This window comes from Streptomyces sp. NPDC091209 (assembly GCF_044757755.1).
GTDB lineage: Bacteria > Actinomycetota > Actinomycetes > Streptomycetales > Streptomycetaceae > Streptomyces.
The window spans coordinates 164,962-183,482 of sequence record NZ_JBIVVR010000016.1 but is presented as its reverse complement, the minus strand read 5'-3'; the positions used below and the strand labels follow the sequence as shown (position 1 = coordinate 183,482).

The 18,521-nt window shown below is 70.6% G+C and carries 15 protein-coding genes and 1 pseudogene; 9 read left to right on the top strand and 7 right to left on the bottom strand.

Annotated features, from left to right (window positions below):
- The 7 genes and pseudogenes from ACIQRL_RS35420 to glgB form a co-directional block, all read left to right on the top strand.
- A partial coding sequence (locus ACIQRL_RS35420; RefSeq protein WP_401339324.1) for an alpha-glucosidase C-terminal domain-containing protein occupies positions 1–438 on the top strand: 438 nt, incomplete at its 5' end.
- 651 nt (positions 439–1,089) lie between these two features.
- Positions 1,090–1,692: a signal peptidase I gene (locus tag ACIQRL_RS35415; RefSeq protein WP_401339322.1), complete on the top strand. Its 603-nt coding sequence runs from the start codon at positions 1,090–1,092 to the stop codon at positions 1,690–1,692.
- Positions 1,693–1,814: 122 nt separating this feature from the next.
- Positions 1,815–2,363: a hypothetical protein gene (locus ACIQRL_RS35410; RefSeq protein WP_401339320.1), complete on the top strand. Its 549-nt coding sequence runs from the start codon at positions 1,815–1,817 to the stop codon at positions 2,361–2,363.
- Positions 2,364–2,580: 217 nt separating this feature from the next.
- On the top strand, positions 2,581–3,078 hold the full coding sequence (locus ACIQRL_RS35405) for a hypothetical protein (RefSeq protein WP_401339318.1): 498 nt from the start codon (positions 2,581–2,583) through the stop codon (positions 3,076–3,078).
- Between the two features lie 198 nt (positions 3,079–3,276).
- The gene (locus ACIQRL_RS35400) at positions 3,277–3,909 is read left to right on the top strand and encodes a hypothetical protein (protein WP_401339316.1); all 633 of its coding nucleotides are present in this window, start codon (positions 3,277–3,279) and stop codon (positions 3,907–3,909) included.
- A gap of 280 nt (positions 3,910–4,189) precedes the next feature.
- Positions 4,190–5,596, top strand: coding sequence for a maltokinase (locus ACIQRL_RS35395; protein ID WP_401339314.1), 1,407 nt, complete (start codon positions 4,190–4,192; stop codon positions 5,594–5,596).
- A 498-nt stretch (positions 5,597–6,094) separates the two neighbouring features.
- A pseudogene (gene glgB, locus ACIQRL_RS35390) lies at positions 6,095–8,266 on the top strand (1,4-alpha-glucan branching enzyme); the annotation flags it as partial.
- A 102-nt stretch (positions 8,267–8,368) separates the two neighbouring features.
- Here the strand turns inward: glgB and ACIQRL_RS35385 are convergent.
- The 4 genes from ACIQRL_RS35385 to ACIQRL_RS35370 form a co-directional block, all read right to left on the bottom strand.
- Complete coding sequence (locus ACIQRL_RS35385; RefSeq protein ID WP_401339349.1) at positions 8,369–10,636, bottom strand: HelD family protein; 2,268 nt, start codon at positions 10,634–10,636, stop codon at positions 8,369–8,371.
- A gap of 191 nt (positions 10,637–10,827) precedes the next feature.
- Positions 10,828–11,184, bottom strand: a complete 357-nt coding sequence (locus tag ACIQRL_RS35380) for a thioredoxin family protein (RefSeq protein WP_401339313.1) — start codon at positions 11,182–11,184, stop codon at positions 10,828–10,830.
- Positions 11,157–11,585 carry a MerR family transcriptional regulator gene (locus ACIQRL_RS35375; protein ID WP_401339311.1) on the bottom strand — a complete coding sequence of 143 codons (429 nt, stop codon included), beginning with the start codon at positions 11,583–11,585 and terminating at the stop codon, positions 11,157–11,159. Before ACIQRL_RS35375 ends, ACIQRL_RS35380 begins: the two co-directional genes overlap by 28 nt.
- 79 nt (positions 11,586–11,664) lie before the next feature.
- The gene (locus ACIQRL_RS35370; protein WP_401339347.1) at positions 11,665–12,120 is read right to left on the bottom strand and encodes an Lrp/AsnC family transcriptional regulator; all 456 of its coding nucleotides are present in this window, start codon (positions 12,118–12,120) and stop codon (positions 11,665–11,667) included.
- A 221-nt stretch (positions 12,121–12,341) separates the two neighbouring features.
- Here ACIQRL_RS35370 and ACIQRL_RS35365 point away from each other — a divergent pair, with 221 nt between their 5' ends.
- A complete protein-coding gene (locus tag ACIQRL_RS35365; protein ID WP_401339308.1) occupies positions 12,342–13,244 on the top strand; it encodes an NAD-dependent epimerase/dehydratase family protein in 903 nt (300 codons plus the stop codon).
- Between the two features lie 39 nt (positions 13,245–13,283).
- Here the strand turns inward: ACIQRL_RS35365 and ACIQRL_RS35360 are convergent, their stop codons facing one another.
- Together ACIQRL_RS35360 and ACIQRL_RS35355 are read right to left on the bottom strand one after the other, a co-directional pair.
- A complete protein-coding gene (locus ACIQRL_RS35360) occupies positions 13,284–14,048 on the bottom strand; it encodes a DUF2127 domain-containing protein (protein ID WP_401339305.1) in 765 nt (254 codons plus the stop codon).
- Positions 14,049–14,116: 68 nt separating this feature from the next.
- On the bottom strand, positions 14,117–15,952 hold the full coding sequence (locus ACIQRL_RS35355; protein ID WP_401339303.1) for an MFS transporter: 1,836 nt from the start codon (positions 15,950–15,952) through the stop codon (positions 14,117–14,119).
- Between the two features lie 191 nt (positions 15,953–16,143).
- Here ACIQRL_RS35355 and ACIQRL_RS35350 point away from each other — a divergent pair, with 191 nt between their 5' ends.
- Positions 16,144–16,761 carry a TetR/AcrR family transcriptional regulator gene (locus ACIQRL_RS35350; protein WP_401339345.1) on the top strand — a complete coding sequence of 206 codons (618 nt, stop codon included), beginning with the start codon at positions 16,144–16,146 and terminating at the stop codon, positions 16,759–16,761.
- Between the two features lie 103 nt (positions 16,762–16,864).
- On the opposite strand, the gene ACIQRL_RS35345 is transcribed toward ACIQRL_RS35350, so the two are convergent.
- On the bottom strand, positions 16,865–18,286 hold the full coding sequence (locus tag ACIQRL_RS35345; RefSeq protein WP_401339344.1) for a cation:dicarboxylate symporter family transporter: 1,422 nt from the start codon (positions 18,284–18,286) through the stop codon (positions 16,865–16,867).
- Between the last annotated feature and the right edge of the window lie 235 nt (positions 18,287–18,521).

The window sequence follows — 18,521 nt, the reverse complement described above, 5'->3', positions numbered from 1 at the left end:
AGCGACCCCGGCCGCCTCTTCCTCCCCACGATCATGGACCCCGTCTACGGCTACCAGGTCACCAACGTCGAGGCGTCCATGTCGTCGCCCTCCTCACTGCTGCACTGGACCCGCCGCATGATCGAGATCCGCAAACAGAACAAGGCCTTCGGACTCGGCTCCTACACCGAACTCCAGTCCTCCAACCCCGCCGTCCTCGCGTTCCTCCGCGAAGCTCCCTCGACCGCGGACGAAGGGGACGACGACCTCGTCCTGTGCGTGCACAACTTCTCCCGCTTCGCCCAGCCCACCGAACTCGACCTGCGCGAGTTCAACGGCAGGCACCCGGTCGAGCTGATCGGCGGCGTGCGGTTCCCGGCCATCGGTGAACTGCCGTACCTGCTGACCCTCGCCGGTCACGGCTTCTACTGGTTCCGTCTCCGGAAGGAAGCCGTCTAGCGGGCTGCGGCAAGCCGTCCAGGACTCTGTCCGGAGCCCAATCGGGTTCCGGACAGAGGCGGTTCACTACCCATCAGATCCAGACACATCATCCGGGAAGCCCCAATAGCACCCGTCTCGCCACCTTCAAACCATCTCGATATTACATTCCGGTAACACGGCCTCCACACTTCATCCACACACTTCCCATCGTGCACACACATGCTTAATCTGATCTTGGCCACCTCGACGGAGGCCACTCCCTGGGGGGGAGTTCACGGCATGCGTGTAACGCGGGAGTGGATGAGATTGTCCAGGCCAGGCACCGTTTTATAGCGGCTCACCTACTCGGCGAGCCGGCGCCCCGCATCAGCGGGTGACCTCACGGCCGACCGGCCGCCCACCCGACGTTGTGCGCGTCCCGTGAAGACCGCGGCGACGGGACGACCCGGGAACCCGCTCTGCATCCCGGGTAAAAGGCCCGCCCTGTCGCCGCCACGCTTCCGACTCGCACTCGGACACGGAATCCCGCGGACTCCGCGACTCCTCCCCATGACCGGCGCGGGGGATTCGAACGCCCCCGAGCGATATCCCCCGCGCCACCCCCTATGGCTCGTCGGCCGCGCGTTCCGTAAAACCCGTAAGCCCGAACTTGTCCGCAGGAGAGAACAGTTGAAGCTGGCAGTACGCAGAGTGACGGAAGGGCCCGCCGAGGCGCCGGCCACCCCGCAGCCGCCCCGGCGCCGGCACTGGGCCCACCGGGCCCTCTCGGCCCTCCTGAGCCTCGTGGTCGTCCTGCTCGCCGTCGGCTTCGCGGTGGCGGCATACTCGGTCAAGTCCGGCAATTGGGAGGGCAGTTCAGTCCTCAGCGGCAGTATGGAGCCGAAGCTCCCGACCGGCAGCGTCGTCATCGCGCAGCGGGAGCCGGTGAAGTCGCTGAAGGTCGGTGACATCGTTATCTTCCACCGCCCGGACGAGCCGGACCGCCAGGTCGTCCACCGGATCGTGACGATCACGCCCTCCGAGCAGGGCCCGGTCCTGGAGACCAAGGGCGACGCCAACCGGACGAAGGACCCCTGGCATGTCCGCCCCGACGGCGACACCGCCTGGATCGTCCGTCACGACGTGCCGTACATCGGCTACATCGTCACCTCGATCCACACCGAAACCGGCTTCAGGGTGCTGCTCGGCGCCGCCGCCGTGCTGATCGTGGGCGGCGTCGTCGTCCTGCTGTGGCGCCCGAAGAAGCCCACCCCGCAGACCACCACCCCATAGGGCACGGGACTCCTTCCCGTGACACGACGCCGGGCGGCCCCCACCAGGGGGGCCACCGGGGGCCGTGTCGCGCCCTGGGCGCAAGCCCGAACCCTCACCCATCCAAGAGAAAGGCCCACACCGTGGCCATTTCCACCAAGAAGAAGACGATCGCGGCCGCCGCGATCGCCGTCGGCGGCCTCGCCCTCATCGGCGCCGGCGCCGGTGCCACGTTCACCGACACGGTCACCGCGCAGACGGACCTGCGCTCCGGCCACGCCGACCTCAACATCGTCAAGGCCGAAGGCGCCACCTCGGCGTACGACGGTGTCGCCCCGCACGCCACCTACACCTGGGGCGGCACGTCGGCCTGGAACATCGTGTCCGGCAACTACGCCGTTCTCGAGGGCGAGCAGCTCCTGGGCTCCTCCACCAGCCGTCTGGTCACCAACTTCACCGTCGAGAACGACGGCACCGCCGGTGCGGGCGTCGCCTTCGACGTCGTGAAGAGCGGCGACCTGGGCGGCGCCCTCAACGTGAAGGTGACGCGCGTCGACGCCGCCACCGACTCGACCTGGCTGAACAAGGGCGCCAAGGCCACCTACAAGGTGGAGATCGAGGTCAAGAACCTCGACAACTCCTGGCAGAACCTGACCGGTTCGGTCGCCGTCAAGGTCACCGCCACCTCCTGATCCACCCCGCGCGAGTGGGCCGGATGTTCCGACCGCTTCCATCGGCCGGAACCTCCGGCCCACCCCGCAACACGCCTTGGTCCAGTGACCACCGACCCGCCGCGGGATTGCCGTCCTGCAGCGGGTTCAGGCGCTGCGGCCACCCTACGGGCACACCGGCCCGACCCGGGCCGACGCCCCCGCACGCCGGAGCACCGCTCCTGAAAGGGTCTTTCACATGGCCATTTCCAACAAGAAGAAGGCCGTCGCCGTCGCGGCGATCCTCGCCGGCAGCATCGGCCTGGTCAGCATCGGCAGCAGCGCCGTGTTCACCGACACCGTGACCGCCACCTCGTCCGTCAAGACGGGCACCGCCAAGCTGCGGATCGAGGACTACAACGGCTGGACCATCACGCCCGGGACCGACGGCCACAAGGCCACCCTTCCCCAGCAGGTCTTCTTCGACAAGTCGACGATGACCTACAGGACCCCGATCATCACCGTCCACAACGACGGCGACATCGACCTGCCCTTCGAGGCCACGGTGACGCCCACCGGCATCGAGGGCCTGACGGCCAGGATGGAGCGTGTCGGCGGCAGCGCCGGCGACGGCCAGCCGCACGTTCCCGCGCAGGGCTACGTCCAGTACCAGGTCGTCCTCTCGGCCACGGACCTCAGCAACGACGTCTCCGGCCAGACGGCGAACGTCGTCTTCAGCCTGACCGGTACCGCCTGATCCTTGCCGGTCACGGCAGGAATCTGAACGGTCCGCCGACAGCCCACCCGACCCGACCTGGTGACATGCCAGTCGGACCGGGTGGGCCTAGGCATTTTCCACCACCGCTCGCACCCGGGCATCCCGGTGTGACCGCCCTGCGGCCGCGCCGCCCGGAACACGAGACAATCCCGGCTCTATCAGAAGGGCTCTACCCCCATGGCCATCTCCGACCGGAGAAAGATCGTGGCGGCGTTCACGCTCGCCGCGGGTGGCTTTGGCCTCATCGGCGTGAGCAGCGGTGCCACGTTCACCGATACCGTGACGGGCTCCTTCACGGTCAAGGCGGACTTCCCCACCCCGACGGCCACGGCCACGGCCACGGCCGAGCCCACGGTGTCGGCTTCCGAGCTTCCCACCGACCCGACCCCCTCGGCCACCGGATCCACCGCTCCCGCTTCGCCCCCGCCGACCACCACCGCCCCGCCGAAGACCGCCAGACTGACGACCAGCGCGCTGAACACCAGCGACTGGTTCACGAGCAGCGCCCCGGACTTCCTGTACAAGAACAAGGAGATCAAATTCACCGGGGCCGGTGCCCTGATGGTCGGAGGCTTCACTGCGCAGAACACGGGTGAGGCCGATCTGAAGGTCACGGCCACCGTCATCCTGCCGGCCGGCCTCAAGGACAAGGTCACGGCAGAGATCAAGCCGATCGGCACAGCAGCCGTACTGAAGGCCGGTGACACCGGGAAGTACGAGCTCTGGCTCATGCCCGTGAACTCGGGCGACACCATCTCCAAGAGCCTCGCGATGCAGATCCATTTCATCCTCGCCTACACCGCCGTCTGACCCGGGCCCCTCGGCCCGGTCCCACGCGGCACGCACGACCGGCCGGCGGGCCACCGCCGGCCGGTCACCGCGCGGCCTTCGGCCGGTACCGGTGAGAGTGAACGTCGCAAGGGTGTCCATGTCTGGTATCACACACCGGAATTGGACACCCTTGTGCCGTGTCCGCAGGAAATCTCCTGGACCCGCTCGACCGAAAAGGCCCCAGGGCAGGGCGGTTTCCACGGCTGCGCCCGGGGCACGCATCAGTAACACCCCGCCCCCCGGGGAAAGGACGCGACCCATGTCGGAAGCCGTCACACGCACCGCACCCACAGGTCCCGGTCTCCTGGCGTCCCTCGATCCACTGCTGCGCACCTGGCTGCCGCGGCAGCGCTGGTTCGCCGGCAAGGGACGGCCTGTCACCGGCCTCTCGCTGGTCACCTCCACCGAGTTGCTCCCGGCGAACGGCCCGCTCGGCCTCCACCACCTGCTGGTGCGCGCCCACCAGCCGCCCGTTCCGGGTGCCCCGGCCGTTCCCGGCGACTGCTACCAGTTACTGATAGGCGTACGCGAGGCGCTGCCGCCCCGGCTGGCGCCGGCGCTGATCGGGCACCTGAGCGAGGGACCGCTCTCCGGACGCACCGTGTACGAGGCCCTCTACGACCCCCAGCCCGCCGATGTGCTCCTGGAAGCCCTGCGCTCCCGGGCCCGCATCGGCGGACTGCGTTTCGAGCGGGACACCGGGCAGGAGATACGGCCCGGTCTCGTACCGCGGATGATGACCGCCGAGCAGTCCAACTCGTCCGTGGTCTACGGGGACACGTTCATCCTCAAGCTGCTGCGCCGGGTCGTTCCCGGGATCAACCCCGACCTCGAACTGCCGCTGGCCCTGGCCCGCGAGGGCTGCGCGCGGGTTCCGGCCCCCACCGCCTGGCTGCGGGCCGAGCTGTCCGGGCAGTCGTATGTCCTGGGCGTGCTCCAGCCGTTCGTGCAGGGCGCCTCGGACGGCTGGGAGCTGGCGCTGCGGGAGCTGGCCAAGGGCGAGGACTTCGTCGCCGAGGCTCGGGCGCTGGGCCGGGCCACCGCCGAGGTGCACATGGCACTGGCCCGCGCGCTGCCCGTAATGACCCTGGGCCACGCCCAGGTGAGGCCGCTGGTCGACGCGATGGCCGGGCGGCTGGACGCCGCCGCACAGGCGGTGCCCGCGCTACGGCCCCACGCGCCCGGCCTGCGGACCGCGTTCGCGGCTCTGGCCGAGCTGTCCGCCGAGGGTCATACGTGGACGGCCCAGCGCATCCACGGGGACCTGCATCTCGGCCAGTGCCTGCGCTCCCCCGACGGGGAGTGGTCGCTCATCGACTTCGAGGGCGAGCCGTCGAAACCGCTCGCCGAGCGCCGTATGCCCCAGCCGCCGGCACGCGACATCGCGGGCATGCTGCGCTCCTTCGACTACGCGGCCCACTCCGTCCCCCAGGCTCCCGGCTCCCCGGGGACACCCCTGGCGTCCGGCTGGGCCGACACCTGCCGGGCCGCCTACTGCACCGGATACGCGGAGGTCAGCGGCCTCGACCCGCGCACGGATCCCGTATTACTGCGTGCCTTCGAGACGGACAAGGCGGTGTACGAGGTCGTGTACGAGGCCCGGCACCGCCCGGACTGGCTGCCGGTTCCGCTGGCGGCGGTACGGTGGCTGGCCGCGTCACCCTGATCCCCCTGCTGTTCCCGAGCTCACCCTCCCGAGGAGGCCCTGCCCGTGACGCCCCGCCCCCCGTCCGACGACAGTCCGAAGAAGAACGGCGCGAAGAAACCGGCCGCCGCCGAGAAGACGCCCACCAAGAGGCCGACGGCCAAGAAGGCGGCGACCGAAGAGGCAGGGACCGAGACAGCACCGGCCAGGAAGACAGCCGCGGGCGAGACAGGGCCCGGCCGGGCCGAGAACGCTCCAACGGCACCCGACCCGGATCCCGCCCGGGGCAGGACGGACTCCGGCCCCGGCGAGACAAGCCCCGGCCCAGGGACGGCCCCCCGCGAGGCAGGTCCCGGCCCGGACAGGCACAGCCCCGCCGCCGGCGGGACAAGCCCCGGCCCGGACGAGACGGACCCAGGCCCAGACAAACGCAGCCCCACCGCCGGTGGGACAAGTTCCGGCCCGGGCGGGACGGATTCCGGGCCGGGCGGAAGTCGTCCGGGCTTCGCCGGTGTCGGGGCGGCGGACCGGCAGCGGCTGCTCGACGGTACGCACCACGATCCGCACGGAGTGCTGGGCGCCCACCCGGTCCCGGACGGTGTCGCCTTCCGGGCCTTCCGCCCGTACGCGCTCGGAGTCACCGTGGTCACGGACGACCTGCGCGCCGAACTGCGCGACGACGGGGACGGATTCTTCTCCGGGCTGCTGCCGCTGCGCGCGGTCCCCGACGCGTACCGGCTGCTGGTGGCGTACGAGGAAACGGTGCTGGAGACCGAGGACGCGTACCGATTCCTGCCGGCACTCGGCGAGTTGGATCTGCATCTGCTCGGTGAGGGCCGGCACGAGGAACTGTGGCGGGCGCTCGGCGCCGAGCCGATGGAACAACAGGGCGTAGCCGGAACCCGGTTCACCGTGTGGGCTCCGAACGCGCGCGGTGTCCGGCTGGCCGGCAGCTTCAACTTCTGGGACGGCACTGGCCATCCGATGAGGTCGCTCGGTTCCTCGGGCGTGTGGGAGCTGTTCGTACCGGCGATAGGCGAGGGCGAGCTCTACAAGTTCGACATCACCCGCCCCGACGGTTCACACACCCTGCGCGCGGACCCGATGGCCCGCCGTACGGAGGCCCCGCCCCGCACGTCCTCGATCGTCCACGCGTCCCGTCACCCCTGGCAGGACGCGGAGTGGATGGCGAAACGGGCCGCCCGGCCGGCCCACGAGGCGCCGTTCTCGGTGTACGAGGTCCATCTGCCGTCCTGGCGACCCGGCCTGACCTACCGTCAGCTCGCCGACCAGCTCCCCGCCTATGTCTCCGACCTCGGCTTCACCCACGTCGAGCTCATGCCCGTCGCCGAGCACCCCTTCGGCGGCTCCTGGGGCTACCAGGTCACCGGGTTCTACGCCCCGACCGCCCGTCTGGGTACCCCCGACGACTTCAAGTACCTCGTCGACGCCCTGCACCGCGCCGGGGTCGGCGTCCTCATGGACTGGGTCCCCGCCCACTTCCCCCGCGACGACTGGGCCCTCGCCGAGTTCGACGGCCGGCCCCTCTACGAACACGCCGACCCCCAGCGCGCCGACCACCCCGACTGGGGAACCCTCGAATTCGACTACGGCCGCCGCGAGGTCCGCAACTTCCTCGTCGCCAACGCCACCTACTGGTGCGAGGAGTTCCACATCGACGGCCTGCGCGTCGACGCCGTCGCCTCCATGCTCTACCTCGACTACTCCCGCGAACCCGGCCAGTGGACCCCCAACGAACACGGCGGCCGCGAGAACCTGGACGCCGTCGCCTTCCTCCAGGAGATGAACGCGACCGTCTACCGCCGCAACCCCGGTGTCGTCACCGTCGCCGAGGAATCCACCGCCTGGGACGGCGTCACCCGGGCCACCCACCATGTCGGCCCCGGAGGCTTCGGCGGTCTGGGATTCGGGCTGAAGTGGAACATGGGCTGGATGCACGACTCGCTGGACTACGTGTCCCACGAGCCGGTCCACCGCAAGTACCACCACGACGAGATGACCTTCTCGATGGTGTACGCGTACAGCGAGAACTACGTCCTGCCGATCTCCCACGACGAGGTCGTGCACGGCAAACGCTCACTCGTCTCCAAGATGCCCGGCGACTGGTGGCAGCAACGTGCCAACCTGCGCGCCTACCTCGCCTTCATGTGGGCCCACCCCGGCAAGCAACTCCTCTTCATGGGCCAGGAGTTCGCCCAGGGCGCCGAATGGTCCGAGGCCCACGGTCCCGACTGGTGGCTCCTCGACCCGGCCTACGGCGCCGAAGCCGACCACCGCGGCATCCGTGACCTCGTCCGCGACCTCAACAGGACCTACCAGGCCGAACCCGCCCTGTGGGAACGCGACACCGACCCGGCCGGCTTCGCCTGGATCACCGGCGACTCCGCCGACGACAACGTGTTCGCCTTCCTGCGTCACGCCGCCGACGGCACCCCGCTGCTCGCCGTCTCCCACTTCTCCCCCGCCGTCCGCCACAACTACCGCCTCGGCGTCCCCGAGGACATCCCCGCCTGGCGCGAAGTCCTCAACACCGACACCCTCCGCTACGGCGGCAGCGACGTCACCAACCCCGACCCCGTCAAACCGGAACCCCAGGGCTGGCACGGCCGCCCGGCCAGCATCCAGCTCACCCTGCCACCCCTCGCGACGGTGTGGCTGCGGCCGGCCTAGAGGCTTGGTCGCGGCGCTCCGCGGCCGTCCCCCGGTGGCCCGGCCACCGGGGGATGCCCATGGGGGACGGCCGAGGCCACGGGGGCTGCCCCCTCCGCGACCTCACTCCAGTCCGGTGCCCCGCAGCGACGCGGGCAGTTCCCCGGTGTGCAGGATGCCCAGGCTCTGGGTGGCCCTGGTCAGCGCCACGTACAGGTCGCTCGTCCCGTACGCCGCGGGCTCGACCACCAGTACGGAGTCGAACTCCAGCCCCTTGGCCTGCCGGGGGTCGAGGAGCACCACCGTGCGGGTGAGATCGGGCTCCTGCCCCGCCGTCACCCCGTCCAGCCGGCCGGCCAGCGCGGTGTGCAGGGCGCGCGGCGCGATCACCGCGAGCCGCCCCTCGGCGGGGGCCAGTTCGGCGACGGCCTTGGCGACCGCGCCGGGCAGGTCGTCCCCCGCGTCCCGCGCCCAGGGCCGTACGCCGGTGGAGCGGACGGAGCGCGGCGGCTCGAACCGGGGGCGCTCGGCCCGCACCACACCGGCCGCGACGTCCATGATCTCGGACGGGGTGCGGTAGTTGACGCCGAGCCGGGTGTGCTCCCAGCGGTCCTCGACGTACGGGGAGAGGATCTCCTCCCACGAACCGACGCCCGCCGCCTCCGCGGTCTGCGCGGGATCGCCGACCAGCGTCATCGACCGCGTCGGGCTGCGTCGCATCAGCAGCCGCCACGCCATCGGCGACAACTCCTGCGCCTCGTCGACGATGATGTGGCCGAAGGCCCAGGTCCGGTCGGCGGCGGCGCGTTCGGCGGCGCTGCGGTGGTCGTCCTCCTCGTGCCGTTCGGCCATCCGCTCGGCGTCGATGATGTTGTGCGCGGACAGGATCTCGGAGTCCTCCTCGTCCTTGTCCTCGAACTCGTACGTCCGCGAGGCGTAGGACACGTCGAGCACGCCCTGCGCGTAGGCGATCTGGGTACGGCGTTCCTGGTCGGCCAGTGCCCGGGCGACCCGGTCGTCCTCGCCGAGGAGTTCGGCGGCCTCGTCCAGGAGGGGGACGTCCGCGACGGTCCAGTCACGGGCGCCGGTCAGCGGGCGGTGGATCGCCGCCGCGTCCTCGTCCGGGACGTAGCCGTACGGATCGGCCAGGAAGTCGGCGACCAGCCGCTGCGGGGTCAGTCTCGGCCACAACTGGTCGATGGCGGACCAGACTTCGGGGTTCTCGGCGAGCTCGTCGCGGATCTGCGTGATGTCGCTCGGGTCGAGGAGGTTGGAGCCGTCGAAGGGGTCCGTGCCGATACGTTCGGCCAGCATGTCGGTGAGCGTGTTGAGGATGTGGCCCTCGAAGTGCTCGCGGGCGACGTTGTGGGGCAGATCGGCGGCGCGGGCGCGTTCCCGGGCCACCTGGACGAGGCCCGCGTCCAGCATCAGGACGTCCCGGTCGTGCTCGATCGCGATCACCGGGTCGGGCAGGGCCTGGCGGTCCCGGACCACCTCGGCCAGGACGTCGGCCATCCCGGCGCGGCCCTTCACGGCGGCCGCCTCGGGCGGGTCGACGGCCGTCGCGTGGACGCCGGGGAAGAGCTCACCGACGGTCGAGAGCAGCACGCCGGTCTCGCCGAGCGAGGGCAGCACCTCGCCGATGTAGCCGAGGAAGGCCGGGTTGGGGCCGACGATCAGGACGGCCCGCTTGGCGAGCAGTTCCCGGTGCTCGTAGAGCAGATACGCGGCGCGGTGCAGGGCGACGGCCGTCTTGCCGGTGCCGGGGCCGCCCTCGACGACCATGATGCCCCGGTGCGGCGCGCGGATGATCCGGTCCTGCTCGGCCTGGATGGTCTGCACGATGTCGCTCATCCGGCCGGTGCGGGCGGAGTTGAGCGCGGCGAGCAGCACGGCGTCGCCGGTCGGGTCCTCGTGGCCGGTGCGTTCACGGTCGCCGAGGTCCAGGATCTCGTCGTGCAGGTCGGTGACGTGCCGCCCCGAGGTGCCGATGTGCCGACGGCGGCGCAGTCCCATCGGGGTGTGCCCGGTGGCCAGGTAGAAGGGGCGGGCGACCGGCGCCCGCCAGTCGATGAGGATCGGGGTGCGCTCGATGTCGTCGGCGCGGATGCCGATCCGGCCGATGTGGTGGGTGACGGCGGCGGGGGGCGCGCCTTCCACGGGGGATTCCACCGGGGCCAGGTCGATACGGCCGAAGCAGAGCGAACCGTCCACGGCGTTCAGCGCGGCCAGCAGCCCTGAGCGTTCGGCGACCAGGACGTCCCGTTCGAGCCGGGCCTGCATGGGCGTGTTGCCCTGGGCGAGCGCGTCGTCGACGGAGGCCTCGGTGACCCCGCGCAGGGCGTCCACCCGCGCGTACAGCCCGTCGATGAATTCCTGCTCGCTTCGCAGTTCATCGTCGGGGAATTCTGTGTGCGATCCCTTGTTTGACAATTCCGCTCCCACCCAGATACACTGCGCCTACTGAACTTCTTTGCGACTCGATCCCTCGAAGTCGCGAATCATTGAATATACGCAGAGAAATCCCCCGGGCGCAATTGCCCAGGGGATTTTTTGTGTGCCGGGTTCTCTGCCCGGTGGGATCAGAGCACGTCGGACAGCTCCTGCAGCAGCCGTCGCTTGGCCCGGGCACCCACCATCGACTTCACGGGCTCACCGTCGCGGAAGACCATGAACGTCGGCATCGAGAGGACGCCGTACGCCAGCGTGGTCTCCGGATTGGTGTCCACGTCGAGCTGGACCACCTTGAACCGGTCGCCCTCCTCGAAGGCCAGCTCGCTGAGCACCGGGCCCATCTGCCGGCACGGCGGACACCAGTCGGCCGTGAACTCCACCAGCACGGGCAGATCCGACCCGATCACCTCCGCCCCGAAGTCCGCGTCCGTCACTTCGGCCACACCTGCCGCCTTGATCACCGTGTCCGCCCTCCCAGTTCGCATACGGGTTCCGGACCGCCCGGAACCTCAGCGTCGGCCGCCAGCTCGTCGCGTGCCCGTTCCGCCCGCGCGAGCTGCTCGCCGACCTGCGCGCGCACCGACCGCAGCTCGTCGATCAGCGCGTCGAGCTCGCCGAGCTTGCGGCGGTAGACGTCCAGGGACGCCGGGCACGAGTCGCCCTCGGGATGCCCGGCCCGCAGGCACTCCACGAAGGGCCGCGTCTCCTCCAGGTCGAACCCGAAGTCCTGCAGCGTCCTGATCTGCCGGAGCAGCCGCAGGTCGTGCTCGTCGTACGTCCGGTACCCGTTCTCGCCCCGTCGCGCGGACAGCAGCCCGCGCGACTCGTAGTAGCGCAGAGTCCGCGTGGTCGTCCCGGCCCGTGCGGCCAGCTCGCCGATTCGCATGACCCGACGGTAGTCCTTGACGCCGACGTCAAGGCAAGCGTCCATGACCACCGGCCGCCCGGGCGCGGGCCGACGGGGCTCAGCGTGAGGTGCGGGGCAGCAGCGGCTTGTGGTCCACCGGAGACGACAGCACGATCGAGGTCGTGGTCCGCCCCAGCGCGGAGGTCTGCTCCAGGACGTCCTCCAGATGGATCGTGTCCTCGACGGCGACCTTGAGGATCCAGCAGTCCTCGCCGACCACGTGGTGGACCTCGGTGACCTCGGGACGGGCCAGCAGTTCCAGGGTCCGGGGATGCTTCAGCGTGTACCCGCCGTGCGGGTCGACGCGGATGAAGGCCTGGATCCCGTAGCCGAGGCGGGGCGCGGACACCCGGGCGCCGTAGCCGGTGATCGCGCCCGTCGCCTCCAGCCGGCGCACCCGCTCCGCGACCGCCGCCGGGCTCAGCATGACCCGGCGGCCCAGCTCGCTGAGCTTGATCCGGCCGTCGCTCTGGAGCAGTTCCAGGATCTGCCGGTCCAGCGCGTCGAAACCCACCGACGTTTCGCCGGAGACGGCACGCGAATGCCGTGTTTCCTTCGGTACGACAGCCGGATCTCCCACGTCTCCCCCTTCGGACCTGCCCCCTGCGACGGGAGAATTATGACCACGGCCCGAAGCGCGGATGACGCCCCGCGGTCGGTTACGGGTGCGTGGAGAGCGGGTGCCCGTGTGCGGGGACGCAAGGAGCACGGGTGCGGGGCAATAGGGAGGGCGACATGCGAGAGATCTGCGTCATCGGCGGAAACCGGTATTTCGGAAAGCGGCTCATTGCCCGGCTGACGGCCGCGGGCGACCGGGTCACTGTCATCAATCGCGGCTCGTCGGCACCGCCCGCCGGGACCATTCATCTGATCGCCGACCGCGATGACGAGAACGCGCTGGAAAAGGCGCTGGGTTCACGGACTTTCGATGTCGTCGTCGACCAGGTCTGCTACACGCCGCGGCAGGCGGAGATCGCCCGCCGGGTCTTCGCCGGGCGCACGCGCCGGTATGTGATGACGTCCACCGTCGAGGTGTACGCGGACGAGGACACGGCGGACCCGGTCGGCGAGGAGGCCGTGGATCCCCGCACGGTCGCCGTCGATCTCGGACTCCCCTGGGACGACACGGCCTTCCTCGACGCGCACTACGGGGAGGGCAAGCGGCAGGCCGAGGCGGTGTTCGCGGCCGGTCCCGGCTTCCCGTACGTGGCCGTGCGGGTCGCCCATGTGCTGGGCGGGGACGACGACTTCACCGGCCGGCTGGAGCACTACGCCGACCGGATCCGCAGGGGCGAGACGATCGCCGTGCCGCCCGTGAACCACCCGGCGACCTACATCCACGTCGAGGAGATTGCCGACTTCCTGTTCTGGACGGTGGGCGAGGACTTCACCGGCCCGGTCAACGCGGCCTCCCACGGTCCGCTGACCACACGGGAGTTGTGCGAGGCGATCACCGCGCACCTCCCGGACGGCACGGCGGTCCTGGGTGCCGTCGAGGCGGGCGAGGTCTCCCCGTTCTCCTTCAGCCGTTCCTACGCCATGGACAACTCCCGGGCCGCAGCGCTCGGTTTCCCCTTCGGCGACGCGCGGGCCTGGCTGCCGCGCGCCGTGGCCGAGACCCTCGGAAAGGGCGGCTGACGCGCACGGGACGGTGCGTCCCGGCCGTGCGCCCGAGGGTCAGACCATGACCCCGGCCGACTCCTCGACCTCCAGAAGCGACGCGCTCTGCCGCTCCGCCTCGAACGCCTTGTGTCCACCGCGCAGACCGAACAGCCGTTTGGCGAGGGCGATGTAGAGAACCGCGAGGACGTTCAGGATCAGCGTCGCGATCTTCACCCAGCTGATGTGCTCGGTGAGTTCGTAGATCTCCAGCGGGAGGAAGGCGGCGGTGGCGACGACCGTGAGGTACTCCGCCCAGCGCCTGGCGTACCAGAGCCCGACCGCCTCGACGAGTTCGATCAGCGCGTACACCAGCAGCAGGACCGCGACCAGCAGCAGCGTGGAGTGCTTGTAGCCGAAGGTCTTCTGGATGGTGCCGACGACGGGCGAGTGGTCGAGGTCGTAGTGGAAGTGCCGGAAGACCGGCCTGAAGACGTCGAGGTACTCGTCGAAGAGCCGGCGCACCGCGAACTGGCTGTTGCTGAACTTCCAGACGGCGGCCGCGACCAGCACGATGAACACCCCGCGCACGGCCCGCTCGATCGCGAGGAAGCGCAGGATGAACAGATCACGGAGCACCTTGCCGCGGGGCACGAGCGGCGCCTCGTCCGCGGGGCCGGAGCCGTGCGGATCGCCGAGCGCGAAGTCGCCGCAGCGCAGACAGCGCCATGCCTCGCCGAGGCCCGTCTCGGCGCGCAGCCGCTCCCGCAGCACCTGCTCGTCGGGCGCGTACGTCACGTGGCCGCGCCGCGCGCACGTACGCCGGTCCCAGTCGATCTTCATGCTCGGTGTCCTCCGCAGAACGTGCCGTGCCGTGCCGGTCGGTCCGGCACGGCACGGTAGTGCATGTTCTACGAGACGGCGGCCCGGGGGGTCGCGGTTCCGGCCGCGTCGGCGCTGTGTCCTTCGGCCACGCCGTCACCCTCCCCCTCGGCAGCCTTCCCGGCCTCGGTCCCGGGCTCGGCGTCCGCGGTGGTGTTCCCGGCCTCGGTCCCGGCCTCAGCCTTGCTTCCGGCCTCGGTCTCGGTCTCGGCCTGGCTTCCGGCCTCGGTCTCGGTCTCGGCCTCCGTACGGCCCTTGCCCGGCAGCAGCACCGCGACCAGTACCGTGCCCACGCCCAGGATCACCGCTCCGACGAGGCTGGTGTGCGCCACCGCGTCCGAGAAGGACGAGCCGACCGCCTCGGCCATCTGCCGCGCTCCGCTGGCGAGTTGACCGGCCTGCGCCTTCAACTGCGCGGCCTGCTCCGGGGTCGCCGCGTGCGCCGCCTGTTCGCCGATCTGGCGGGCCTTGTCGCCGATGCCCTGGGCGACGGCGTATCCGGCACCCACCGAGTCCTGGGCCGTGGCCAGGGTGCCCGCCGGGAGCTTGCTGCCCGCGGTCGCGGTCGCGAGGTGCGAGGAGTAGGAACCCGCCAGCACCGAGCCGAGGATGGCGATGCCGAGCGAGCCGCCGAGCTCCAGCGAGGTGTCGTTGACGGCGCCGCCGACACCCAGTTCGGCCTCGGGGAAGGCGCCCATGATGGCGTCCGTGCAGGGCGAGAGCGCGAGTCCGATGGCGAGGCCGAGGATGACGAGGGGCAGCACGAAGTCGCCGTACGCCGAGGAGGCGTCCACCCGGGTGAGCAGCGCCAGTGCCGCCGTGCCGCCGACCATGCCCGCGGTGACCGTGAACCTCATGCCGATGCGCGGGGTGAGGTACCCGGTGAGCGCCGAGCCCACGAACACGGCACCGGCGAGGGGCAGCATCCGCACTCCGGTGTCCAGGGCGTCGTAGCCGAGGACGAACTGGAGGTGCTGGGTGAGGTAGTAGAAGGCGCCGAACACGGCCAGGAAGAACAGGGCGACGGCGAGGTTCGAGCCCGCGAAGCGGCGCTGGGCGAAGCGTCGTACGTCGATGACCGGGCGCGGGTGGCGCAGCTCCCACAGGACGAAGAGGATCAGTCCGGCCCCGGCGACCACCGCGGCGGTCACGGCCTTGACGCCCCACCCGAAGTGCGGGCCTTCGATGATCATGTAGACCAGCGAGCCGATCCAGACGACGGAGAGCAGCCCGCCGACGTAGTCGATGCGGTTGTGGTGCGCGGCCTTGGACGGCGGTACGAGGACGAGCGCGCCGACGATGGCGAGGGCCGCGATCGGCACGTTGATCAGGAACGTGGCGGACCAACCGTGGTTCTCCAGCAGGGCGCCCGCGACCAACGGCCCGGCGGCGATGGCGAGTCCGGCGGTGGCGGTCCACAGGACGATCGCCTTGGCCCGCTCGGCGCGCGGGAAGGTCGCGGCGAGCAGGGAGAGCGTGGCGGGCATGATCAGCGCGGCGCCGACCCCCATGACGGCGCGGGCCGCGATGACCCCGGTGGAGCTGTCGACGAGCGAACCGGCGACCGCTCCGCCGCCGAAGACGACGAGCCCCAGGATGAGCGCGCCGCGCCGGCTGTACTTGTCCCCGATGGCGCCGAGCACCAGCATCAGCGCCGCGTACGGGACGGTGTAGCCGTCGATGACCCATTGCAGGTCGGCGCTGGACAGGCCGAGGTCCTGGGTCATGTCGGGAGCCGCGACCGTGAGGGCGGTGTTCGCCATCACGATGATCAGCAGGCTCAGGCAGAGCACCAGCAGCGCCCACCAGCGCCTGGCGTAGGGCCGGTCCATCCTCTCGACCGGTTCGTTCATGACGAGACGCATGGCTACGGTCGCCCTTCCTTCGTCGACGGGTACGGAGATCCGTCCGCACCAGGACTCGCACTGCGGGACTTGCACAGTGCAGTGCAATTACACAACGCTGTGCAATGTACGAGATTGCACAGCGCTGTGCAAATGGAGGAGGTGGAGACGCCGTGACCGCGGAACCGGAAGTCGCCCGGCGGCCGGGCAGAATGGCAGCCATGACCACGGGTAACCCGAGCCGCGCCGATGTGAACCGCCGCCGCATCCTCGACGTCGCGCTCGCCGAACTGCTGCGTGACCCCGACGCGTCCATGGACCAGATCGCCCGGGCGGCGGGTGTCGTACGGCGCACGGTGTACGGGCACTTCCCCAGCCGCGAGGCGCTGGTCGGCACCCTGACCGACGAGGCCGTGGCGGCGGTCGCGGCGGCGCACGCGGCGGGCCGCGAAGGGGTCGCGGACCCGGCCGAGTCACTGGCCCGCTCGACCCTGGCCGTCTGGGAGATCGCCGACCGTTACCGGCTGCTGGTCGCCCTCGCCCAGCGCAGCGTCACCATGCAGGGCATCCGGGAACGCCTCACGCCGGTCCGCGAGGCCTGCGCGGAGATTCTCCGACGCGGCCTGGAGCAGGGCGTGTTCGCGTCGCCGCTGCCCCCGAACGCGCTGGCGTACGTGCACGAGCAGACCCTGTTCGCCCTCATGGAGGCGGTGAACGACGGCCTCCTGGCAGCGGAGGAGGCGGGCAGCTCCGCCGCGGTCACCATGCTGACCGCGGCGGGCGTACCCGCCTCACGCGCCACCGAACTCGTGGCCGAGTTGAGCGACTGAGTCCTCGGAGGAGTCAGGGACCTCCGAGGACTCCGTCACCTCCATCGGCGCGCCGGGCGGCCGGGCTCGTGGGGCGCCCGGCCGCCCGGCGTCCGAGGGGTCCCTACGCCGTGGCAGGCTCCTTCTCGCCGCCCTGCTCCGGCAGGTCCGCGTGACCGTCGCCGACGGCGGTGCCCGCGTCGTCCTGCAGGGTCTTCTCGTCGAAGGGCAGCTGTCCGGCGAGGACCTGGGCCACCCGCTCCCTGTCGATCTCCTTCGTCCAGGTGCCGATCAGGACCGTGGCCACGGCGTTGCCGGCGAAGTTCGTCAGCGCGCGCGCCTCGCTCATGAAGCGGTCGATGCCGACGATGAGGCCGACACCGTCCACCAGGGCGGGCTTGTGCGACTGGAGGCCGCCGGCCAGGGTGGCGAGGCCCGCCCCGCTGACGCCGGCCGCGCCCTTGGAGGCCACGAGGAGGAAGAGCAGGAGCGGGATCTGCTCCCCGATCGCCATCGGCTTGCCCATCGCGTCGGCGATGTAGAGCGAGGCCATGGTCATGTAGATCATCGTGCCGTCGAGGTTGAAGGAGTAGCCGGTCGGGACGGTGATGCCGACCACCGACTTGCCGACGCCCAGGTGCTCCATCTTCGCGATGAGCCGCGGCAGCGCGGACTCGGAGGACGAGGTGGACAGGATCAGCAGGAACTCCCGGCCCAGGTACCTCAGCAACGTGAGGATGTTCAGGCCCGTCACCACGCGCAGCAGCGTGCCCAGCACGATGAAGACGAAGAGGAAACAGGTGACGTAGAAGCCGAGCATCAGCACGGCCAGACTCTTCAGCGCGTCCAGGCCGGCGGAACCGGTGACGGCGGCGATGGCGCCGAAGGCACCCAGCGGGGCGGCCCACATGACCATGGCGAGGATCCGGAACACGAGCCGCTGGATGTGCTCCACCCCGCGCAGGACCGGCTGCCCGGCCGCTCCCATGGCCTGCAGCGCGAACCCGGTGAGCAGCGCGACGAGCAGGGTCTGCAGAACCTGGCCCTCGGTGAACGCCGAGATCATCGTGGTCGGGATGATCGAGAGCACGAAGTCGACCGGCGGCAGCGCCTCCGCCGACACCTGCCCCTGCCCGGCCTGCTTGACCGCGTCGGTCATCGCCAGGCTGCTGCCCGGCTCCAGGATGTTGCCGACGACCAGACCGATCGCCAGCGCCACGAGCGACATGACCAGGAAGTAGCCGAGCGCGATGCCGCCGACGGCGCCTACCTTGGCGGCCTTGCGGACCGAGCCGATGCCCAGCACGATCGTGCAGAAGATGATCGGGGAGATCATCATCTTGATCAGGTTCACGAAGCCCGTACCGATGGGCTTGAGCTCGACGGCGAAGTCGGGGGCGATCAGGCCCACCGCGATCCCGAGGATCACGGCGCCGATCACGGCGATGTACAGATAGTGCGTGCGGTCCCGCTCGGCGGCGGGTGCGGCAGGTGCCGTTTGCGGCGTGCTGGCCACGGCTGCTCTCCTTGACGACGTCGTCGGCATCATCCGGCGTGCGGCTCACGACCGGCGGAACCCGGCGTGCGGCTCACGTCCGGGGAAACCGGGAGGCGTGGACTCCCGGGGGGATGAGGGGACTATCTCCCGGTGTGTGAGGGCGGTCACCCTTCCGTTCATTGAGTTCACGCGCCCCAGCGGAGTCCGGCGCCCCGCCGTCCCGGAGAGCCCACGTCCCGAAGGCACCGGTCCGGAGAGCCCCCGCCCCGCAGGGCCGGGCCGG